This window comes from Rhizobium sp. CB3171, from assembly GCF_029714265.1.
In the GTDB taxonomy this organism is placed as follows: Bacteria; Pseudomonadota; Alphaproteobacteria; order Rhizobiales; family Rhizobiaceae; genus Rhizobium.
Map to the genome: position 1 here is coordinate 1825101 of NZ_CP121652.1, position 18178 is coordinate 1843278.

Below are 18178 nucleotides of genomic sequence, written 5' to 3' on the forward strand. Positions count from 1 at the left end.
TATATTCAGTCTGAGCATTAAAAGCTTGATCCAACGCGCAACGCTTGGCATCGTGCAGTGCAACAGAGATGGAAGGAGAAGCCATGAAGGCGCTGCTGCTGATCGATATCCAGAATGGTTTCTGCCCTGGCGGCAATCTGCCGGTGCCGGATGGGGATCAGGTGGCGCCTGTCGCCAACAGGCTGATAGACAGTGGCAAATACGATCTGGTTCTTGCCTCCCAGGATTGGCATCCGGCCGGCCACGGCAGCTTCGCCTCCGCTCATCCGGGCAAGAAGCCCTTCGAAATGGGTATGCTTGCCGGCAAGCCGCAGATGATGTGGCCGGATCATTGCGTCCAGAATACCGAAGACGCCATGCTTCACCCTGAACTGAACCTCGACGGTATCGACTTCATCCAGCAGAAGGGTCAGAATCCGACTGTCGACAGCTATTCCGCCTTCCGCGACAATGATCACGCGGCTCTCACCGGTCTTGCTGCGCATCTGCGCGCCGAGGGTATTTCCCAACTCGACCTCTGCGGGCTCGCGACTGATTACTGCGTGAAATTCTCGGCTCTGGACGCCGTGGAGATGCTGCCGGGTGTAAAGGTCCGCTTCATCGAGGACGCCAGCCGCGGCATCGATCCCAACGGCGTCAAAGCCGCGATCAACGAAATGCGCGCACGTGGCGTCGCCATCATCGACAGCAAAGAAGCGCTTGCCTAAAATTCCGCCTATCAGGCTAAACCTTCCCTAAAGAAAATAGCGCAAGCTGTTCCCGGTATTGAAGATATTGGGACATTTCGCGTGCAGTCGATCACCATCAACGGCCGTTTCCTCAGCCAACCTTTGTCGGGCGTGCAACGTTTCGCCCGTGAGCTGACACTGGCGCTAGACCGCAAGATCGCCGCAGGCGCCGTGCCAGCGGCCTTGAAGGGCATCAACTGGCGGCTGGCCGTGCCGCGCGATACGCCGGTTGATATCGGCCTCTCGGCCATATCGGTCAATGCCTTCAGCTCCGGTCCGGGCCATGTCTGGGAACAGACGGCGCTGCTTGCCCATTCCCGCGGCGGCCGGCTGATCGGCTTCGGCGGCAGCGGTCCCCTATTGCATCGCCGCCAGGCCGTGGTCATCCATGACGTGACGATCTTCCGTCATCCCCAATCCTTCAAGCGCAGCTATCGCCTGCTGCACGGCGCGCTCGGCTCGGTGCTGACCCGCACCGCGAAGATCGGCACCGTATCGGAATTCTCGCGCAAGGAACTGGCCTCCGTCTTCCATGTCCCCTCCGACAATATCGACGTCGTCTACAACGCCGTCGATCATTTCGCCGCCATCGAGCCGGATGAGACGATCATTGAGCGCCTGGGCCTCAAAACGAACGGATTCTTCCTGCTGGTCGGCACGATGAAGCCGAACAAGAACCTCGATTTTGCCATCCGGGCTTTCAAAGCTCTGGGCGATCCCGATCAAAAGCTGGTGGTCGTCGGCGGCACCGCGCCGACAGTGTTCAAGTCGGATGGTCCCGAATCAAACGATCACATGCTCTTTCCCGGCCGGCTGAGCGATGCGGAAGTTGCCGCTCTCGAACGTCACGCCACCGCTTTCGTCTTCCCGAGCCTCTACGAAGGTTTCGGCATTCCGCCCCTGGAAGCGATGACGCAGGGCTGCCCGGTGCTCGCCGCCGATATCCCCGCGGTACGCGAAGCCTCCGGCACCGCCGCGATCTATTTCGATCCAACAAGGCAGGATGAATTGGTTGCCGCCATGCGCCGGATTGCCGGCGATGAAACATTGCGCGCGGACCTGCGCCAAAGGGGCCGCGAGAATGTCGCCCGTTTCTCCTGGGACCGCAGCGCCGATCGGGTGCTGACCATGCTGGAAGATCTCTGATCTAAAGCGCGTCGCGATCTTTCAGATTCGCTTCTTGCGCTTTAGCCCTCGATTTTGCACGTGTCGTTATCGCAAAACCGCAGCGCACTTTTGCGCGACATGCTTTAGGATATAGCCTGCCGGCGGATCATCTTGACGAAATAACTGTAGAGACCCAGCAGACAGAAGGCCGCGCCGCCGGCCATTCCTGTGCCGACCGATATCCAGAGCGAATAGTCGAATCCGGCCGTCGCCAGCACCGGCACCGTAAGCCCGGCAGCGGAGAGCACCACCGGCTGCCATACGAAATCGAAGGGCAGCGCCATCAGCACTTTCACGCCGATCACCATCGCGATCAGCGCCCCGACCATGGCTCCGGCCATCAGCGCGCCGTCGCTGAAGGAACCGAGATAGCCGCCCGCCAAAGCGCCGGCATTGAGCAGGGCGCAATCCACGACCGCCAGCAAAAAGATCGCCAGCAGCCGATGGCGCAAATGCGCCGGCGTCGGCAGCATGTTGAGCGTCAAGGCACGGCAGACCGACAGGCCGGTGACGAACGGCGCCGCACTCAAAAAGCCATCGCGCAGGCCTTGGGTGATGACGAAATGGCCGACCGGCTGCAGCAGCGCAAATATCCCTGCCGCCGTCATCAAGGTGAAACCCGTGAGCAGCGAATAATAGCCGCCGAGCTGCCGCCGGAACGCCGCTGTGGCGCCCTCGCGGTCGTAAGTCGCGACCACATCGGGATATTGAATGGCCTGAAGAGCCGAGACAATCAGCACGAAAGGCCGCTGCAGCAGGTCGAGTGCCAGTAGCGCCCCCGCTGCCCCGCCTGCCCCCAATGCCGCTGTCAGGATCGATTTCAACCCAAGCGGTGCCAAAAGCCCGATGACCGAGGCACCCGCCGCGACGCTGCCATAGATAAAATGCTTTCGCACCAGCGGCAGTTGGAGACCGGCGGCCTCCCGCAGGCTGTTGCGGGTCAGGAACATTGCCAGCGCACTATAGGCGACGTAACCGGCAAGCAGACCGGCGACCGTATACGCGAAGCTCGGCATCATCGCCGCGCCGCCCAGCGTGCCGACCGCCAGAATGGTGGCCCGCGAACCCTGCAGCCGCGAGAAAGCGCGGAACTCCTGGCGGAAGCGCAGCATCGTCAGATGCAGATCGCTGCCTCCTTGAAAAATCGCCACCAGACCGCCAAGCACCGCGATCTCCTTCGGCACGGCGAAGAAGGTCGAAGCAACCGCGGCCAGAATGCAGATCACGGAGCAGGCGGCGAATTCGACGCTCAATGCCGTGCGCTCCGCTGCCTCGCTGCCTGGCGCCTGCCCCGGATAGAAGCGGCTGCACGCAAAGCGCACCCATTCGAAGCAGAAGATCGCCGCGAACTGGCTGATGGAGATGAACAGCGAATAGGCCGCATAATCCGCCGGCGACAGCAGATGCGCGACCGCGATCAGCAGCCCGAAAGCCACCGCCGCCTGATAGAAATATGCAGCCAATGCTATGATCTTTGCCATGGCGGCAGCTAACAGCAAAATGCTGAGAAAAGCGCTAATTTGGACCGAGCAATTCTGTATCCGTCGGCAAATAGAGCCGATCGCGAAGCACTTTGCCATCAGACCGCATCAAAGCCGGCAACAGCATCTGCGCAAGCGCTTCAGGAGCCATGTACGAGACTAGCTCCGGTTCAAGCCACGCTGACCAAAACTGGTCCTACCCGTCGTAGGATTGTTCGGAGCAACATAGGCGACCGGTGCTGGTCGTCCATTTTGATCCGTGTCTTCGGGATCGGGCGACATCCAATGTGAGAGGCATCCACTAGGAGCGAATAGAAGCAGGGCAGAACAGACCACTCCAATGCCGCGATAAAGTATATTGAATATCTTCTCTATCGACCCGTCATGCATAAAAATCGAGACAGCGGTCGTAACAAGAAAAATCAAAACAAACGCCAGAAAGACACGGAGCGGCGGCACTCCTATGTCGCGCATTCTTGCCGACTGGATACTCAAATCCATCCAGATAAACGGAGCAAGGAAGAGTCCGAAGGGCAGCAATGCCCAGGGACTAAGGATCGTTGGTTTGCCGTTGCCGGTGAAAGCCATAACGTCGAGCAGGAGAGCAAGTAAGATACCAGCCAGGCTACCGATGCCAATATGCCACCAAAAATACTGCCGTCTCCCCAGGGTTCCCCGGAAGCCGAAAAGAATATCAATCACGCGATCCCCCACGAAGCGTTGACCGACGGCAATACAGCACGGAGATCCTTCGCCTCCCTGAAAGATACTTCTCAAATTTTAGCTGACGAACGCCCTCCGGATCGCAACAGACCAATCTCGTTGAATTGCTTTTTTGCACTGCACACGTTAGAAGACCCCGCAATTTTAGGGATGGAAGCAGGCGACGTGGGAAGGCGTTGTCAGCGGAGGAGCGCCATTATGGAAACCATCACCACGATTGCCACCCTGCGTGTGCAGCTCGGCGAACATCGCAAGGCTGGCAAAAACATCGGCTTGGTGCCGACCATGGGCTATCTGCACGCCGGCCACATGGAACTGGTTGCCCGCGCCAAGGCGGAAAACGATATCGTTGTCGTGTCGATCTTCGTCAATCCGCTGCAATTCGGCGCCAACGAGGACCTTGCGAAATATCCGCGCGATATCGAGCGCGACAGCGCCATGCTGCGCGATGGCAAGGTCGATATCCTCTTCGCGCCTGGTGTCGCCGACATGTATCCGCGGCCGATAGAGACGCTCGTCGATGTGCCGAAGCTCGGGATGGAGCTGGAGGGCGCGGTTCGCCCCGGCCATTTCTCTGGTGTTGCCACCGTCGTCACCAAGCTTTTCAACATCGTCCAGCCCGACAGCGCCTATTTCGGCGAGAAAGACTATCAGCAGGTGGCGATCATCCGCCGCATGGTGGACGATCTGGCCCAGCCCGTTCGCGTCGTGCCGGTGCCGACCGTGCGCGATGCCGATGGCCTGGCGCTGTCGTCGCGCAATGTCTACCTCTCGAAAGAAGAACGCGCCGCCGCCGTCATCGTACCACAAGCCCTGGCCGAGGCCGAACGGCTCTATGCTGAGGGCGCCGACGATCCCATCGCTTTCGAGGCGGCACTGCGCGCATTCATCGCCAACGAGCTGCTGGCAACGCCCGAAGTCGCCGCAGTTCGCCATCCCGACACCTTGGAGCCGCTGACGAAACTGCAGGGCCAGCCTATCCTCGTCGCCCTTTTTGTCCGCATCGGCACCACCCGCCTGCTCGACAACCGCGTCATTGGCCTCAAGCAGGCCACCAATAACAAGGCCGCCTGAGATGAGCACGATCGGACAAATCAAACGCACCACGCCCGCCCAGATCGAGGCGATGAAGGGCACGCGCCCGATCGTCAGCCTGACGGCCTATACGACGCCGATCGCCCGCCTGCTCGATCCGCATTGCGACCTGCTTCTGGTCGGCGACTCCCTCGGCATGGTGCTCTACGGTATGGAATCGACGGTTGGCGTGACGCTGGAAATGATGATCGCCCATGGCCAAGGCGTCATGCGCGGTGCCCAAAAGGCCTGCGTCATCGTCGACCTGCCCTTCGGCTCCTATCAGGAATCGAAGGAACAGGCCTTCCGCAATGCGGCCCGCATTTTGAAAGAAACTGGCTGTAACGGCGTCAAGCTGGAGGGCGGCGAGGAGATGGCCGAGACCGTCGCATTCCTGACCAATCGCGGCGTCCCGGTCTTCGGACATGTCGGCCTGATGCCGCAAAAGATCAACACGAGTGGCGGCTATCGCTCGCTCGGCCGCTCTGACAAGGAAGCGGAAAAGATCCGGCACGACGCCAGGGTGATCACCGAAGCCGGTGCTTTCGCGCTTCTCATAGAGGGCACGGTCGAACCGCTCGCCCGCGAAATTACCGCCTCGATCAGCATCCCGACCATCGGCATCGGCGCCTCGCCAGCCTGCGATGGCCAGATCCTCGTCTCCGACGATATGTTTGGCCTCTTCAGCGACTTCAAGCCTCGCTTCGTAAAGCATTTTGCGGAGCTGGCGCCAGTGGTTTCAAAGGCGGCGGAAGCCTATGCGGAAGAGGTGAAGGCACGGACATTCCCGGGGCAGGAACATACATTCCAAGTGAAAAAGTAGCGGACGATGGTTTGCTGCGAATGACTGAAGGTAAAGCGCTTGATTGCGCCGATGTCGCTTAGCGCTTCGCCTGACGTGAATGGTTTTCCGCTTCCCTCTCCAGCAGATAGATCGCCTCGCCAAAATCCTCCATCTTGGTCATCAGCGCCGCATGGGCGTCGCGCAGGCCCTGATTGTAGAAATGCGGACCGATTTCCGTGGCGAAGAAATCCAGCAGGAATTCTGCCGGCAATGCGCCGATCGTCTGGTCGAGCTCATCGGCGAAATATTGCTGAAGGCGGGCGACGATCGCGGCTTTTTCCTCTTTCGGGAAGGTAATCTTTTTCATTCATTGCGCTCCGGCGTTTTAGAAGCAAATCCAATCGGCTAGTTCAAAGAAATCAATTGTCCCATCAAGGAAATTGAATTGCCGAGGCTCCCCCCGCAGCTTACAGCTCGAAAAGTTTTCCATAAAGGACAAAGCGGGCGATGGGTCGCGCGGATTTTTTTGAGGGGTTGAAGGGTGGTATTCCCATCGGCCTTGCTGCGGCGCCGTTCGGCGCGTTGTTCGGGGCCTTGGCGCGCGATCAGGGCATGTCGCTCGGTGAACTCACCCTGATGAGCGGCACCGTCTATGCCGGCGCCAGCCAGATGGTGGGCATTGAGCTATTCGGCCACAATGTCCAGGCGTGGCTGATCGTTCTGTCGATCCTGGCGGTCAATTTCCGCCATGTGCTCTACTCGGCCGCGATCGCCCGTTACATCAGGCGTTTCTCGCCAATTGAAAAATTCTTAACTTTCTTCCTGCTGGTCGATCCGCAATTTGCCGAAACGATCAAGCGCGCCGAGAGCGGCAAGCCGGTCACCTTTGCCTGGTACTTCGGTTTCGCAGCGATGATCTACGTTCCCTGGGTGGTGATCAGCCTCATCGGCGGCATGCTTGGCAGCCTCGTCGGCGATCCCAAGACGATCGGCCTCGATATTTTGCTGCCGATCTATTTCCTCGGCATCGTCATCGGTTTCCGCAAACGCGACAATTTCCTGCCCGTGGTGATTGCAAGCACCGCCGCCTCGGCCATCGCCTATCGCTATGTCGGTTCGCCCTGGCACGTCAGCATCGGCGCCTTTGCCGGCGTGGCCCTAGCAGCCATGCTTCCGCCGGTCCGGTCGAACCGCAAGCCCGACCTCGCGACTGAAAATCACGAGGTTTGACCATGACCGATTTCGATCCGCATATGGTTCTGCTGATCCTCGCCGCCGCCGTCGTGACCTACCTCACACGCATCGGCGGCTACATCCTCATTACCAAGATGACCCGCATTCCTCCGCGCGTCGAGGCGGCGTTAAATGCAGTGCCGGCCGCCGTCCTCACCACGCTTGTTGCACCAGCCTTCTTCATCGGCGGCTGGGATACGAAGGTGGCGATGGCAGCGGCGCTCGTGGTGGGCTTGCGCTTCTCGCCGACGTTCATGCTGATCGCCGGCTGGATCGTCGTGATGATTTGGAGACATCTCGCCGGCGTCTAGCACCGACAAATGCGATGCCTGCCCTGCCCTTGACGGGCGGAATAGGCCACCCCTCAGTGACTTAGAGCCAAAGTCGCTTTCTCCAGCCAGACGCGGATATCCTTGTCATGGATCAGCGGCATCAGCGCTTCACGGGTTCTGGCGTGATAGTCGTTCAGCCAGTGCAATTCATCGCGAGTCAGCAGTTCCGGCAGAACGAGGCTGCGGTCGATCGGGCAGAAGGTCAGCGTTTCAAAGCCGAGCATCGGCATGTCACCGCCCTCGATCTCCTCGGAATCGCGAATATAGATAAGGTTTTCGATGCGGATGCCGAAATGGCCGGGACGGTAGTAACCGGGCTCGTTTGACAGGATCATGCCGGGCAGCAGCTCCTGCGTCGATAGCCGCGAGATACGCTGCGGTCCCTCGTGCACGGAAAGATACGAGCCGACGCCATGGCCGGTACCGTGAGCGAAATCCACGCCCGCCTTCCAGAGAGCAATGCGCGCCAGCGGATCGAGATCGCAGCCGCGCGAGCCTTTGGGGAAGCGCGCCGTGCTGATGGCGATCATACCTTTCAACACCAGCGTAAACAGACGCTTCTGCTCCTCGGAAACAGCACCGATGCCCACCGTACGGGTGATGTCGGTTGTGCCATTGATATATTGCGCGCCGGAATCAATCAGAAACAGCTCGCCGGCCTGGATCAGCCGATCGCTAGCCGTCGTAACGCGATAATGCATGATCGCCGCGTGTTCGCCCGCACCGGCAATAGTGTCGAAGGAGATATCCTTCAGCGGGTTCTGCATGCTCTGGCCGACGCGCGCACGGCTTGCCTCCAGCCGCTCGGCGGCGGCGATTTCCGTCACCGTGCCGGGCTTGCTATTGTCCAGCCAGTAAAGGAATTCCACCATGGCGGCCCCGTCCTGCAGATGAGCAGCGGCCGAGCCGTTGATTTCCGCGGAATTCTTGCGCGCTCGCGGCAGCCGGGCCGGATCGGTGCCCTCCACCACCTCGCCGCCCTCACGGCGGATGATGTCGGTCAGCGCATAGGAGGCGAGATCGGGATCGACGAGAATGCGGCGGCCATTAACAGAGGCGGCAGCCAGATGCTCGACGAGATCGGCCGGCGGCAATTGTTTGCAGATCTGCGCTAGATAGGCCTCTGCCTCGACCTTGGTCTTGCGCTTGTCGAGGAAAAGCTCCGCTTCACCCTCGGCATAGATGATGGCGCGGGCCAAAGGGTGCGGCGTATGCGGCACGTCGTTGCCGCGAATATTGAAGATCCAGGCGACCGAAGACGGATCGGTGATAAGCGCTGCCTTGAGATTCTTGGCCTTCAGATCGGCCGCAATGGCCGTCAGCTTGTCTTTGGCAAGGACACCAGCCTGCGCGATATCCTGGATAATGACGCCGCCGAGCGGCTCGGCCGGCCGGTCGCTCCAAAGCTTGTCGAGCGGATTATGCGGCAGGAAGACAAGCTTGCCTCCTATCCCCGCCAGCGCCTTTTCCAGCCGCCGAACCTCCGCGCCGGTGTGCAGCCACGGATCGATGCCGAGCCGGAAACCCTTCGGCGCATTGCGAGGCAGCCAGACATGCGGCGGCTCGTCGACCAGATCACCGCCGGTGAAGACCGACCTATCCACCTGCTCGGCAAGCTGCGTCACATAGCGGCCATCGACGAAAACCACCGCCTGCGACTGTGTCACCAGCGCAACACCCGCCGAGCCAGTGAAGCCCGTCAGCCAGGCCAGACGCTCTGAACATCTGGGCACATACTCACCCTGATACTCATCGGCACGGGGTACGAGGAAGCCGTCAGTACCAAGATCGCTGAAGGCGGCCCGCAGACCGGTGACGCGCTCGCGGCCGAATTGCGGGGTGGAGGTGACGTCGAAAGACTGGAACATGGCTTAATCCGAAATTGATCGAGAATCCGCGAAACTGAGTGGTGCCAGCATGTTAGAGCATGATCCCAGGAAGTGCGAAACGATTTTCGGGCCAGATCGCGTGCTGTTGAACAGGCAGAAACTCCCGACTGATGGACACTCAAACAAGGGAAGTCGTGCGTTAACGAATCCGCCCATTTCGTGAGCAAAGCGAATAGATTGTGACATCATCGCGACGAGCAATATGCAGAGACTGCATAGCTCCCATGAAGGACCCCCACTGCCGCGCGAAAGGGCGAGTCATTATATGGAGCGCATCAAACGGGGTTCACGAGGAACCCACTCGAACAAGGACTATGAAAATGCCAATCTCTCGCTCCGTATATGTTAGCCCGGCGCTGGCAGGCGAGCGTCGCACCGTACGCCACTCCATCGGCGCGCTTCGTCAGCTCGAAGTTGAAACGTCGAAGGCAATCGGCGCAAACCGTGGCGGTCGCTACTAACAGTTATAAGACTACGCGTTCGTATTTGGATCGTGGTCCGGAACTCCTCCTCCCTACCCGGATCGAGACCAGAACGATAGAGCCTGCTTGAGCACTCCTCCACACGCTCGCGGGCAAGGTCGGTCAAATACCGATCTGCAAGGCGGTGCCTCGGCACCGCCTTTTGCATTTTAGCCCCACGGTAAGGTCCCACTCCCCGCGCGGGAATGGATTTGGGCAAGGGGCGAAGGATTCTAAGGCCGGTCGAGATGGATGGTGACCCAGCCGTTGCGCCAGATCGTGCGCACATGGCGCATCCTCGCGCCGTTGTAGGCGGCCAGCACTTTCCAGCGTTGCTCGGCGAGGATGCCGGAAAGAATCACCGAGCCGCCGGGGGCAAGATGGGCAACCAGTTGCGGCGCCATTCTGATCAGCGGCCGCGCGAGAATATTGGCGATGATCAGGTCGAAAGGCCCATGGCGGGAAAAGGCCCTGGAATGAAAGCCGGGCGCCGTCTCCAGCGCGATACCGGAGGCTATACCGTTGCGGCGAACGTTTTCGCGGGCAACACGAACCGCAACCGGATCGATATCGGTGGCGAGAACCGGAATATTGCGCAGCTTGCGCACGCCGATCGCCAGCACCCCGCTGCCCGTGCCGAGATCGAGCGCATTGCGCACCCGCCGGCTGGCGAGCACTTTTTCGATCGTCTCCAGGCAACCCGCCGTCGTGCCGTGATGCCCCGTGCCGAAGGCCTGGCCGGCATCAATCTCGATGGCGATATCGCCTGACCCCACCTTGTCGCGATCATGCGAACCGTGCACCAGGAAGCGCCCTGCCCGAACCGGCTTAAGCCCCTCCAGCGACTTTGCGATCCAATCGACATCGGGAATGACTTCCCTTTCGATGACGAGTTCCGGAAACGCCGGCTTCAGCACGCTCGCAAAACGGGCGTGGACCTCTTCTTCGTCGTCTGCATAGAGATAGATCGAAGCTTCCCAAATATCCTTTTTCTCATCGATCTCGGTGGTGGCGATCGGCAATTCTTCGTCTTCGAATACCGGCGTCATCAGATCGAGAATCTGTTCGGCCTTTTTTTCGGTCGTCGTTACGTAAAGGCGGATTTCACTCAAGTCTTCGTTCTCTCTTGCTCTTATTCGGCCCAGTCGATCCACGGCGGCTTCGGCGTGTCATAGCCGGCCACACTATGAAGCAGCCCGCGCCGCGCCGGTCCGAAACGCAGAAGCAGCGGCGCGAACAGATTGCGTGCGGCAATCGCCAGCGGATTTTTCATAGTGATCAGGCGGGTCAGACCATAAGTCTGCTTCAGCACCTGTTTCACGGCTGGAATTCTGAGCGCCGAATACTCCTCTTCGCGGCCTTCCGCAATGAGCCAGGCAAGCCAGCAGGCATCCTCTATGCCGAGATTCATACCGCGAGCGCCAGCGGGCGAGTGAATATGGGCAGCATCGCCCGCCAGGAACACGTTACCCTTGGCCATCGGCTCGACATGGCGGAAATTGATACGGAATTGCGAGACCCAGGTCTTTTCGGCAACCGCCTCGGGATGAACGATGCGGCTTTCGAAATCCTCCAATGTCGAGATGTAGCGCAGCACATCGGCGGAGACGGGCAAACGCCCGACCATGCCGGGATCGCAAAGCGTGATCTCGGCGAAATGCGCATCCACCGGTCTCACATACCGAAAATCGGCGAGATAGAAATAAGCCTCCAGTGCTTCGCCGGGAAAGCCCGCGCCAAGCGCTTTGCGAACGGCCGAATGCGCGCCGTCGGCACCAATCAGGATGTCGGGACGAACCGTCTCCGTGGCCCCATCCGCTTGCCGCAGCGTCACTTCCGGCTTCTGAAGATCGGCGATCGTTTCCGCCACGACCGCGGTCTGCCACTCCGGCGCAATGCCGTGCGCAGCCAGCGCCTCGATCAGCAATCGCTCGGTCATCCCTTGCGCCAGAGCATGAACCGCACCGAAACGACCCGGCAAGCGCCTGGTATCGACATCGGCAAGGATCTTCGCTCCAGAGCGGATACGGAAATGCGCAATGGGCTGAGCGGTCGCAACGATGCGTTCGGTGAGGCCGGAGGGCGAAAGCAGTGTCAGCGTGCGGGCATTGATGCCGAGAGCCCGGCTCTCTTCCAGAGGCGCCGGCCCTTGACCGTCATCGATAATGCGCGGGACGAAGCCGCGGCGGGCAAGCTCCAGGGCCGCAGTCAGGCCGACCGGACCTGCGCCCGCAATCAGGACGGATCTGGATTTCCTGTCTCCCCCGGCTCCGTCCGCCATCGGCGCTCCTACCCTTTCTTGATCAGGTTCTGCAGCTTCTTGACGGCTATATCCGCGTTTTCGTTATAGGAGATCGTGCCTGCAAAGCGGCCGGCGGAATCGAGCAGGAAGACCGAAGCGGTATGATCCATGGTATAATCGCCATTTGGATCTTTCGCGTCGAGCGGCACTTTCTTGGCAAAGACCCTGAAGCCCTTGACCATGTCCATCACCTTGTCGGCATCACCCGAGATGCCGGTGATGCGGGTCGAGACGTTGGACACATACTGGTTCATGATCGCCGGCGTATCGCGCTCCGGATCAACGGTCACGAAATAGGCGTTGAGCTTCGTCCCATCCGGATCGACCTGCTTCATCCAGCCATCCAGCTCGAACAAGGTTGTCGGGCAGACATCGGGGCAATGCGTATAGCCGAAGAAAAGCGCCGTCGGCTTTCCGCGAAACGCCTGATCGCTGATCGATTGACCATTCTGCGCAACCAGCGTGAACGGCACCCCGTACGGCCCCTCACCCGCAGCTTCCGGGGACTTGGTGATGCCAAAGCTCAACCAGCCCAAAAGCCCGGCCACAACCACCACGGCTACCCAGACAACAATCCGCATCGTCTTCATCGCTGTTTTCCTCACCACGCCATCCGCGGCTCGATATGTGGGACGCGCAGGCGATCATTTCGAGGGTTTAGCGGGTTGAAGTGGAGGACGCAATTCAACAAGATGTTTTCGGGCGTTCGGAGATCAAGGCCTCACGGCCCTACAGTTCTGTATCGGCGCAAAGATGCAGAATCCACCCTGCCGTTAAACCAATTCTAACCACTCCGCGCCAACATCGAAAAAGAGGCGAAGTCCGACTCGCCAGCCGCCGGATACGCGGCAAACCGATCTTCTTTTAGAAGGGCATGACGCCCGCCGGAGCAGCGAAGCGTTTTTTAAGCGCCAAAGCCACCGGATGCTGCCGCAGCCTTCAGCCGCTCCAGCCGATCCCTTTTCAATCGCTACCGCCGCCTGCCGCCGGCGCAAAACGGGAAGTTCTCAACCATGACGAATGCCATCAAACAATCGGGCGCCTATCTGGAGATCGTCTCCTTCCACCTCGGCGATCAGGAATTCTGCATTGATATCATGGCCATCCGCGAAATCCGCGGCTGGGCGCCGGTGACGCCGATGCCGCACACGCCACCTTACGTGCTTGGCCTCATCAATTTGCGTGGCGCAGTGATCCCGGTCATCGACATGGCCTGCCGCCTCGGCATGAAGATGACGGAACCGTCAGAACGCTCCGCCATCATCGTCACCGATATCGCCGGCAAGCTCGTCGGCCTGCTCGTCGAACAGGTCTCCGACATGATGAGCATCAAGAGCGAAGATCTGCAGCCGGCGCCGGAAATCATTCCGGAAATGCAGCGCGCCTTCTGCCGCGGCATCGTCGCTCTGGAAAAGACCATGGTCTGCTTCCTGAACCTCGACACGGTGATTGCCGACGAGCTGGCCCAGGCCGCTTAATTTCCAGACAAAACCGCAAAAGAAAATCGCCCTGGAGCAAAAGCTTCAGGGCGATTGTGTTTGTGGGACCGTCGTCGGCAGGGGTGTTGCCGGTGCGCCGGTCGCGCAGGCCGTGAACAGATGGAAGTGGCACTTCCACGTTCGCCCTAGAACTGCACCAAAACGGCGCAATCCGAAAGCGACCGAGACGTCTTCAGCGATCAAAGAGCAGGACTTTTTTTGGTACAAACCCCTTGACGGTTGTTAATGCGGTATCCCGGTAGTCTTGCCAGCCGTGAACTTTCAACAGCTTGCTCATTCCGTCGCCGCGCGAAACGCTGAGCTTATCGATATTTCAGTGATTCTTGGGATGCCGAATGGGCATCACTAAGAAAGCTCGCCCGATGCAAACCGGTCTCTCCCTGGCAGCCCTATACCACCTGAAAGCGGGATGCTTCAGGGTTTGCCGTTCTTCCAAGTGACATTCTGGCCGAACAGCGGAATGGTCGAGATCGCCATTTTCGCCGACCCGTTGGTCAATTCGCGCGAATGGACGAGATAGATCAGCGTATCGTTCTTCTTGTCGTAGATCCGGTCAACCACCAGCTTCTTCCAGATCAGCGACAAGCCGGCGCGAAACACCTCCTCGCCGCCCTCGGACAGGCTGATGTTGCCGATCTCGATCGGCCCCGTCTGGCGGCAGGCGATGGAGTTGTTGGAGGGGTCCTCGAACCAATTGCCCTTCCTCAGCCGGTCGATGACGCTGCGGTCGAAATAGGTGACGTGGCAGGTGACGCCCGACACTTCCGGATCCGGCACGGCATCGACCAGAATGTCATTGCCGGTCCAATCCACCCCAACCTTGCCGACAATTTCAGCCGAAGCGGAAACGGGCGCCAGAGCCAGGAACGACGCGGCAATAGCGGCATGCAATTTCAGTGACGTCATCGAACATCCTCCAACATCGCCGCCGGTCGAACCGCGGCCCCGCTAAGGTAAGGTAGCGGTTCGGGGATGCAAGGGAGGACGGGGCGCAATACAAGCGCCCCGCTGTTCCTCATTTTTCTTTCAATACGACCTCGCCGGTCTCCAGAAGCGATTTGAGGTTGGAGAGAATCTTCGGCCAACCGCCGGAAACGGCGCCGATGAACTTGGCGTTTTCCAGTTCCATCGTATGGGTGACGGTGAACTTGACCGAATCCCCAATCGGCTCGATGTCCATCACGCATAGCGACCAGCCTTCGGCCTTCAATTCGGGCATGAATTCGTTTCGCCATTTGATGGCCAGTCGCTTCGGCGGATCGAAGGCCTCGATCTCGCCGGTGTCGGTGACCCGCCCGTCGGGGTAAGTCATCTTCCATGGCGAGCCGACCTTCCAATCGGTCTCATGCTGGATATTGAACCAATATTTCTTGATGAACTCCGGCGTCGTCAGCGCCGTCCAGAGCTTGTCGGGCGTGGTGCGGATGTAGGTGACATAAACGAAGCTGCTTCCAGTCATGACATTTCTCCTCGCGTAAGGTGATTTGCTGCGCACGGTGATCTGGCGGCAACTATTGGCCGCCATCGCCCTCCAAAGCCTTCTTGAGAGCGGAAAGAGCGCTCAATTGGCGGCGCTCGAATTTGTTTATCCAACGTTCGGCGATGTGATTGATCGGAACGGGATTGATGAAATGCAGCTTCTCCCGGCCCTGCCGCTGTGCGGATACCAGGTTCGCCTCTTCCAGGATGGCAAGGTGTTTCGCTACCGCCTGGCGCGTCATCTCCAGCCCCTGGCAGAGTTCGCCGAGCGTCTGGCCGTTCTGCTCGTACAGCCGGTCCAGCAACTGCCGCCGGCTTGCGTCCGCCAGAGCTCGAAAAACCGCATCGTCGTTCATACCAAACACGGAACCATTTAGTTGCCTATTAATGATCTTATAGGCAACTATTTGGTTGCGTGTCAAGTGACATGAGCACAGGGTACGGCAGAAAGTCCGAGGAAGGGAAAACGTCGCGCGTCAGATGGCGATGGCGTATTGCTCCTGCTCCATGCGCAGATGATCGAGCATCCGCGCAATTCCCTCCTCCAGGCTGATGCGCGGTGCAAGCCCGTAGGAGCGCTGAAGGGCCGTATCGCCGCAGCGATAAAAAACGCCTTCAGGGCGATCGCAGAGGCCTTTTACGACAGGATTCCAGCCGATTTGCCGGGCGATGGTTTCCGCCAGCTCCATAAAGGAGGTAGCCCTGCCGGTCGAAAGGTTGAGGCTGGCGCCATCCGGCAATAATTCCTTGGTTTGCCAGATGAAATCGACGCAATCATCAATATGGATGAAGTCCCGGCATTGCCGGCCGGAACCCCAGACGAAAACTTCCGCAGCGCCTCTTTCGTCAAGCAGGCGCCGGCAGATGGCAGGGAACGGATAGGCAAGATCCTGATCCTCGCCGTAGCCGCTGAACGGCCGGTAAGCGACCGCGCGGCTGCCGTAACGCTCGACATAGAGCTTCATTAGATATTCGCCGGTCAGTTTCGCCCAACCATAGCTGAGATCGGGCACGCCGATGGCCGCCTCGAAGGAAATCATATCCTCCGAAAGCAGCCGATGGTTGGCGGCCGTCTGCAGCGAGACGGGATAAGCTGCGCTGGAGCTGAAGAACACGACACAGCCGGGTTTGGCGCGTGCCGCCCATTTCCACAATTCCGTATCCACCGCCAAATCCTCGGCAACGTCGAGCGAGCGCGCCTCCAGCGTCACGCGGCCGCCGACCAATGCTGCCAAGTGGAAAACATAGTCGAAGCGTTCCAGCGGACGGAAAAAGAAGGTCCGGCAATCCTCCTCGAAAAAGGTAAAGCGCGATCCGGGAAAGCGCTGCCAGAGATCGGGATGCCGTGCCCCCGTCCCTTCCACCAGTTGATCGACGCAGACGACATCCAACCCTTCGGCCAAAAGCCGCCTGATGAGATGCCTTCCGACAAAACCACAGCCTCCCGTTACCAAAGCCCGCGTCATGTGACTGATCCTTTTTTATTGAGCGAAGAAGCCGCTCCTGCCTGTATAAATATCGACCATGCGCCGTCCCCATTCCGCCTTGCTGGGCGCAATCCGCTGGCCAAGCGCGCGCGCGCCTTCGCAAAGGCTCTGCATCAGCCGGTCGTCATCGGTGCTCGCCAAGCGTTCCGCCAGTGAACCGGCATCGCCGCTTTTGAAGACCAGCCCCGCGCCGTTCCGCTCTACCTCGGCGGCTATCAGCGCATTGCTGCTGACAATGACAGGAATGCCCGACATCAGCGCCTCGGCGGCTACCAGTCCATAGGGTTCGGGCATGCGGGAGGGCATGATGAAGACGCGCGCCTCACCCGCGAGCGCCGTCACCTCCTCGTCGGCCAGCCAGCCCGGAACCCAACAATGCGGCAATGCCCGCTGCATCTCATCGAGCAGCGGTCCGCGGCCAATCAGCGTCGCCGTTCGCCCGGTCTTGTTCAACGCGTCGGCGAGCGTTCGGACGCCCTTTTCCCAACACATCCGTCCCAAGAAGACGGTGCGGTGATTGCGCCAAGCCTCCACGGGCGTCGGCGTCAACGGCTCGGTCGGCGTGCGCAAGGTCAGAAAATGCTGCAGCGGCCCCGAGTGCAGATAGGCCTCCATGCTTTCATGCGCCAGTACGATGCCGACGCGGCTCCAGAACTCCTCGCCGACGCCGCGTTGTGTCAGCGTGCGGCGAAAGCGCCAGAGCTTGTGGAGATAGTTTCGCTTGTCGCAATTGGTCGCAAGACATGCTGCCGACAGCGGGCGGACATCGCAGACCGTTCCGCTCTGGAAATTGATCAACCCTCCGTTGGGACAACTGAGAAAGAAATCATGCGCTGTGATGATGACCTTGGCCTTGTGTTTGGCGAGCGCGTAGAAGATCGACGGCGAGAGAATCTGCGACCAGCCATGCACATGCACGACGGTCTCCTCGTCCGTTTCCTTCAACAGACCGTCCAACGCCTCGTAGGCCCGCTTGTTATAATGCTTTTCGAAGACGTCGGTGAACGTGGGGCCGTCGCGAAGGGGGCGTTCGCCAAGCGCAACCGTGCGGATGCCCGCAAAGCGCGGCTTCAGTCCTTCGCCGTCATCGCCGACCAGGATGGCGCAATTCAGCCCTGCTTGCCTGCTCGCATCGACGCATTGCAGCGCCACTTTAGTCGCACCGCCGCGAATGATTGAGACGTCATTGACAAGTATGAGACGCATGGAACCCGGCACTCACCCCACCCATATTGATTGGGACCGGACGAAAGGGATTCGCCTTTTACATCATGCCCCCGACGGTATTCAGCGGCCTGTTCCGTGGTTAGTTCAATTCATCCTTTGGTACTAAGGCGAGTGGCCGCACGGTATGCGCGAGTAAATTTAACAACGCGGTTGCTTTTGCTGGGGGAGTTGACTTCTGAAAAAAACCGCTGGAAGCTGCGCGCATGATCGCAAACCGCACAACCGTGATGCACTACTCTCACCACCTCATCCCTTGCAGGGAGAGTGGGAGCAGCGTTGCGTTAAGCTGACTGCGATCCCTTTCAACCCTGC

20 protein-coding genes are annotated in these 18178 nt (G+C 59.6%); 8 read left to right on the plus strand and 12 right to left on the minus strand.

The features are described from left to right. The first annotated feature begins 83 nt into the window (after positions 1–83). Positions 84–707, plus strand: a complete 624-nt coding sequence (gene pncA, locus QA648_RS08960) for a bifunctional nicotinamidase/pyrazinamidase (RefSeq protein WP_283050963.1) — start codon at positions 84–86, stop codon at positions 705–707. A gap of 81 nt (positions 708–788) precedes the next feature. Then, on the plus strand, positions 789–1874 hold the full coding sequence (locus tag QA648_RS08965) for a glycosyltransferase family 1 protein (RefSeq protein WP_283050964.1): 1086 nt from the start codon (positions 789–791) through the stop codon (positions 1872–1874). A 104-nt stretch (positions 1875–1978) separates the two neighbouring features. Here QA648_RS08965 and QA648_RS08970 read toward each other — a convergent pair whose 3' ends face one another. After that, on the minus strand, positions 1979–3376 hold the full coding sequence (locus QA648_RS08970) for a hypothetical protein (RefSeq protein ID WP_283050966.1): 1398 nt from the start codon (positions 3374–3376) through the stop codon (positions 1979–1981). Between the two features lie 159 nt (positions 3377–3535). After that, a complete protein-coding gene (locus QA648_RS08975) occupies positions 3536–4078 on the minus strand; it encodes a hypothetical protein (RefSeq protein WP_283050968.1) in 543 nt (180 codons plus the stop codon). 219 nt (positions 4079–4297) lie between these two features. Between QA648_RS08975 and panC the strand changes: the two genes are divergently transcribed. Both panC and panB read left to right on the plus strand, forming a co-directional pair. Continuing rightward, a complete protein-coding gene (gene panC / locus QA648_RS08980; protein ID WP_283050971.1) occupies positions 4298–5173 on the plus strand; it encodes a pantoate--beta-alanine ligase in 876 nt (291 codons plus the stop codon). 1 nt (position 5174) lies between these two features. Continuing rightward, positions 5175–5996, plus strand: a complete 822-nt coding sequence (gene panB, locus QA648_RS08985) for a 3-methyl-2-oxobutanoate hydroxymethyltransferase (protein WP_104823536.1) — start codon at positions 5175–5177, stop codon at positions 5994–5996. Between the two features lie 58 nt (positions 5997–6054). Here panB and QA648_RS08990 read toward each other — a convergent pair whose 3' ends face one another. After that, positions 6055–6324, minus strand: coding sequence for a DUF2164 domain-containing protein (locus tag QA648_RS08990; protein ID WP_104823537.1), 270 nt, complete (start codon positions 6322–6324; stop codon positions 6055–6057). 140 nt (positions 6325–6464) lie between these two features. Here QA648_RS08990 and QA648_RS08995 point away from each other — a divergent pair, with 140 nt between their 5' ends. Together QA648_RS08995 and QA648_RS09000 are read left to right on the plus strand one after the other, a co-directional pair. Beyond that, on the plus strand, positions 6465–7187 hold the full coding sequence (locus tag QA648_RS08995) for an AzlC family ABC transporter permease (RefSeq protein ID WP_104823538.1): 723 nt from the start codon (positions 6465–6467) through the stop codon (positions 7185–7187). A 2-nt stretch (positions 7188–7189) separates the two neighbouring features. Then, a complete protein-coding gene (locus tag QA648_RS09000) occupies positions 7190–7501 on the plus strand; it encodes an AzlD family protein (protein WP_104823539.1) in 312 nt (103 codons plus the stop codon). Between the two features lie 53 nt (positions 7502–7554). Here the strand turns inward: QA648_RS09000 and QA648_RS09005 are convergent, their stop codons facing one another. Then, positions 7555–9390: an aminopeptidase P family protein gene (locus QA648_RS09005; protein WP_283050975.1), complete on the minus strand. Its 1836-nt coding sequence runs from the start codon at positions 9388–9390 to the stop codon at positions 7555–7557. Positions 9391–9731: 341 nt separating this feature from the next. Between QA648_RS09005 and QA648_RS09010 the strand changes: the two genes are divergently transcribed. Beyond that, positions 9732–9872 carry a hypothetical protein gene (locus QA648_RS09010; protein WP_283050976.1) on the plus strand — a complete coding sequence of 47 codons (141 nt, stop codon included), beginning with the start codon at positions 9732–9734 and terminating at the stop codon, positions 9870–9872. 233 nt (positions 9873–10105) lie between these two features. On the opposite strand, the gene QA648_RS09015 is transcribed toward QA648_RS09010, so the two are convergent. The 3 genes from QA648_RS09015 to QA648_RS09025 are packed head-to-tail and all read right to left on the minus strand — an operon-like array spanning position 10106 to position 12764. Beyond that, a complete protein-coding gene (locus QA648_RS09015; RefSeq protein ID WP_283050978.1) occupies positions 10106–10984 on the minus strand; it encodes a 50S ribosomal protein L11 methyltransferase in 879 nt (292 codons plus the stop codon). A 20-nt stretch (positions 10985–11004) separates the two neighbouring features. Next, the gene (locus tag QA648_RS09020) at positions 11005–12153 is read right to left on the minus strand and encodes an FAD-dependent monooxygenase (RefSeq protein ID WP_283050979.1); all 1149 of its coding nucleotides are present in this window, start codon (positions 12151–12153) and stop codon (positions 11005–11007) included. An 8-nt stretch (positions 12154–12161) separates the two neighbouring features. Next, positions 12162–12764 (minus strand): SCO family protein, encoded by a 603-nt coding sequence (locus QA648_RS09025; protein ID WP_283050980.1) that lies wholly within the window; start codon positions 12762–12764, stop codon positions 12162–12164. A 423-nt stretch (positions 12765–13187) separates the two neighbouring features. On the opposite strand from QA648_RS09025, the gene QA648_RS09030 reads away from it, so the two are divergent. Continuing rightward, the gene (locus QA648_RS09030; RefSeq protein WP_104823544.1) at positions 13188–13652 is read left to right on the plus strand and encodes a chemotaxis protein CheW; all 465 of its coding nucleotides are present in this window, start codon (positions 13188–13190) and stop codon (positions 13650–13652) included. A gap of 435 nt (positions 13653–14087) precedes the next feature. Here the strand turns inward: QA648_RS09030 and QA648_RS09035 are convergent, their stop codons facing one another. The 5 genes from QA648_RS09035 to QA648_RS09055 form a co-directional block, all read right to left on the minus strand. Then, the gene (locus QA648_RS09035; RefSeq protein ID WP_104823545.1) at positions 14088–14579 is read right to left on the minus strand and encodes a CreA family protein; all 492 of its coding nucleotides are present in this window, start codon (positions 14577–14579) and stop codon (positions 14088–14090) included. 109 nt (positions 14580–14688) lie between these two features. After that, positions 14689–15132, minus strand: coding sequence for an SRPBCC family protein (locus tag QA648_RS09040; protein WP_283050982.1), 444 nt, complete (start codon positions 15130–15132; stop codon positions 14689–14691). A gap of 52 nt (positions 15133–15184) precedes the next feature. Further along, entirely contained in the window at positions 15185–15508 is a 324-nt protein-coding gene (locus QA648_RS09045; RefSeq protein WP_104823547.1) for a metalloregulator ArsR/SmtB family transcription factor, read from the minus strand. A gap of 120 nt (positions 15509–15628) precedes the next feature. Further along, on the minus strand, positions 15629–16618 hold the full coding sequence (locus QA648_RS09050; protein WP_283050984.1) for an NAD-dependent epimerase/dehydratase family protein: 990 nt from the start codon (positions 16616–16618) through the stop codon (positions 15629–15631). A 15-nt stretch (positions 16619–16633) separates the two neighbouring features. Then, positions 16634–17845, minus strand: a complete 1212-nt coding sequence (locus tag QA648_RS09055; protein WP_104826348.1) for a glycosyltransferase family 4 protein — start codon at positions 17843–17845, stop codon at positions 16634–16636. Between the last annotated feature and the right edge of the window lie 333 nt (positions 17846–18178).

Excerpts from the sequence above, each read along its gene's own strand:
- pncA (WP_283050963.1), top strand. The coding sequence starts at position 84 with ATGAAGGCGCTGCTGCTGATCGATATCCAGAATGGTTTCTGCCCTGGC.
- QA648_RS08970 (WP_283050966.1), bottom strand. The coding sequence starts at position 3,376 with ATGGCAAAGATCATAGCATTGGCTGCATATTTCTATCAGGCGGCGGTG.
- panC (WP_283050971.1), top strand. The coding sequence starts at position 4,298 with ATGGAAACCATCACCACGATTGCCACCCTGCGTGTGCAGCTCGGCGAA.
- panB (WP_104823536.1), top strand. The coding sequence starts at position 5,175 with ATGAGCACGATCGGACAAATCAAACGCACCACGCCCGCCCAGATCGAG.
- QA648_RS08990 (WP_104823537.1), bottom strand. The coding sequence starts at position 6,324 with ATGAAAAAGATTACCTTCCCGAAAGAGGAAAAAGCCGCGATCGTCGCC.
- QA648_RS08995 (WP_104823538.1), top strand. The coding sequence starts at position 6,465 with ATGGGTCGCGCGGATTTTTTTGAGGGGTTGAAGGGTGGTATTCCCATC.
- QA648_RS09000 (WP_104823539.1), top strand. The coding sequence starts at position 7,190 with ATGACCGATTTCGATCCGCATATGGTTCTGCTGATCCTCGCCGCCGCC.
- QA648_RS09005 (WP_283050975.1), bottom strand. The coding sequence starts at position 9,390 with ATGTTCCAGTCTTTCGACGTCACCTCCACCCCGCAATTCGGCCGCGAG.
- QA648_RS09010 (WP_283050976.1), top strand. The coding sequence starts at position 9,732 with ATGCCAATCTCTCGCTCCGTATATGTTAGCCCGGCGCTGGCAGGCGAG.
- QA648_RS09020 (WP_283050979.1), bottom strand. The coding sequence starts at position 12,153 with ATGGCGGACGGAGCCGGGGGAGACAGGAAATCCAGATCCGTCCTGATT.
- QA648_RS09025 (WP_283050980.1), bottom strand. The coding sequence starts at position 12,764 with ATGAAGACGATGCGGATTGTTGTCTGGGTAGCCGTGGTGGTTGTGGCC.
- QA648_RS09030 (WP_104823544.1), top strand. The coding sequence starts at position 13,188 with ATGACGAATGCCATCAAACAATCGGGCGCCTATCTGGAGATCGTCTCC.
- QA648_RS09035 (WP_104823545.1), bottom strand. The coding sequence starts at position 14,579 with ATGACGTCACTGAAATTGCATGCCGCTATTGCCGCGTCGTTCCTGGCT.
- QA648_RS09040 (WP_283050982.1), bottom strand. The coding sequence starts at position 15,132 with ATGACTGGAAGCAGCTTCGTTTATGTCACCTACATCCGCACCACGCCC.
- QA648_RS09045 (WP_104823547.1), bottom strand. The coding sequence starts at position 15,508 with ATGAACGACGATGCGGTTTTTCGAGCTCTGGCGGACGCAAGCCGGCGG.
- QA648_RS09050 (WP_283050984.1), bottom strand. The coding sequence starts at position 16,618 with ATGACGCGGGCTTTGGTAACGGGAGGCTGTGGTTTTGTCGGAAGGCAT.
- QA648_RS09055 (WP_104826348.1), bottom strand. The coding sequence starts at position 17,845 with ATGCGTCTCATACTTGTCAATGACGTCTCAATCATTCGCGGCGGTGCG.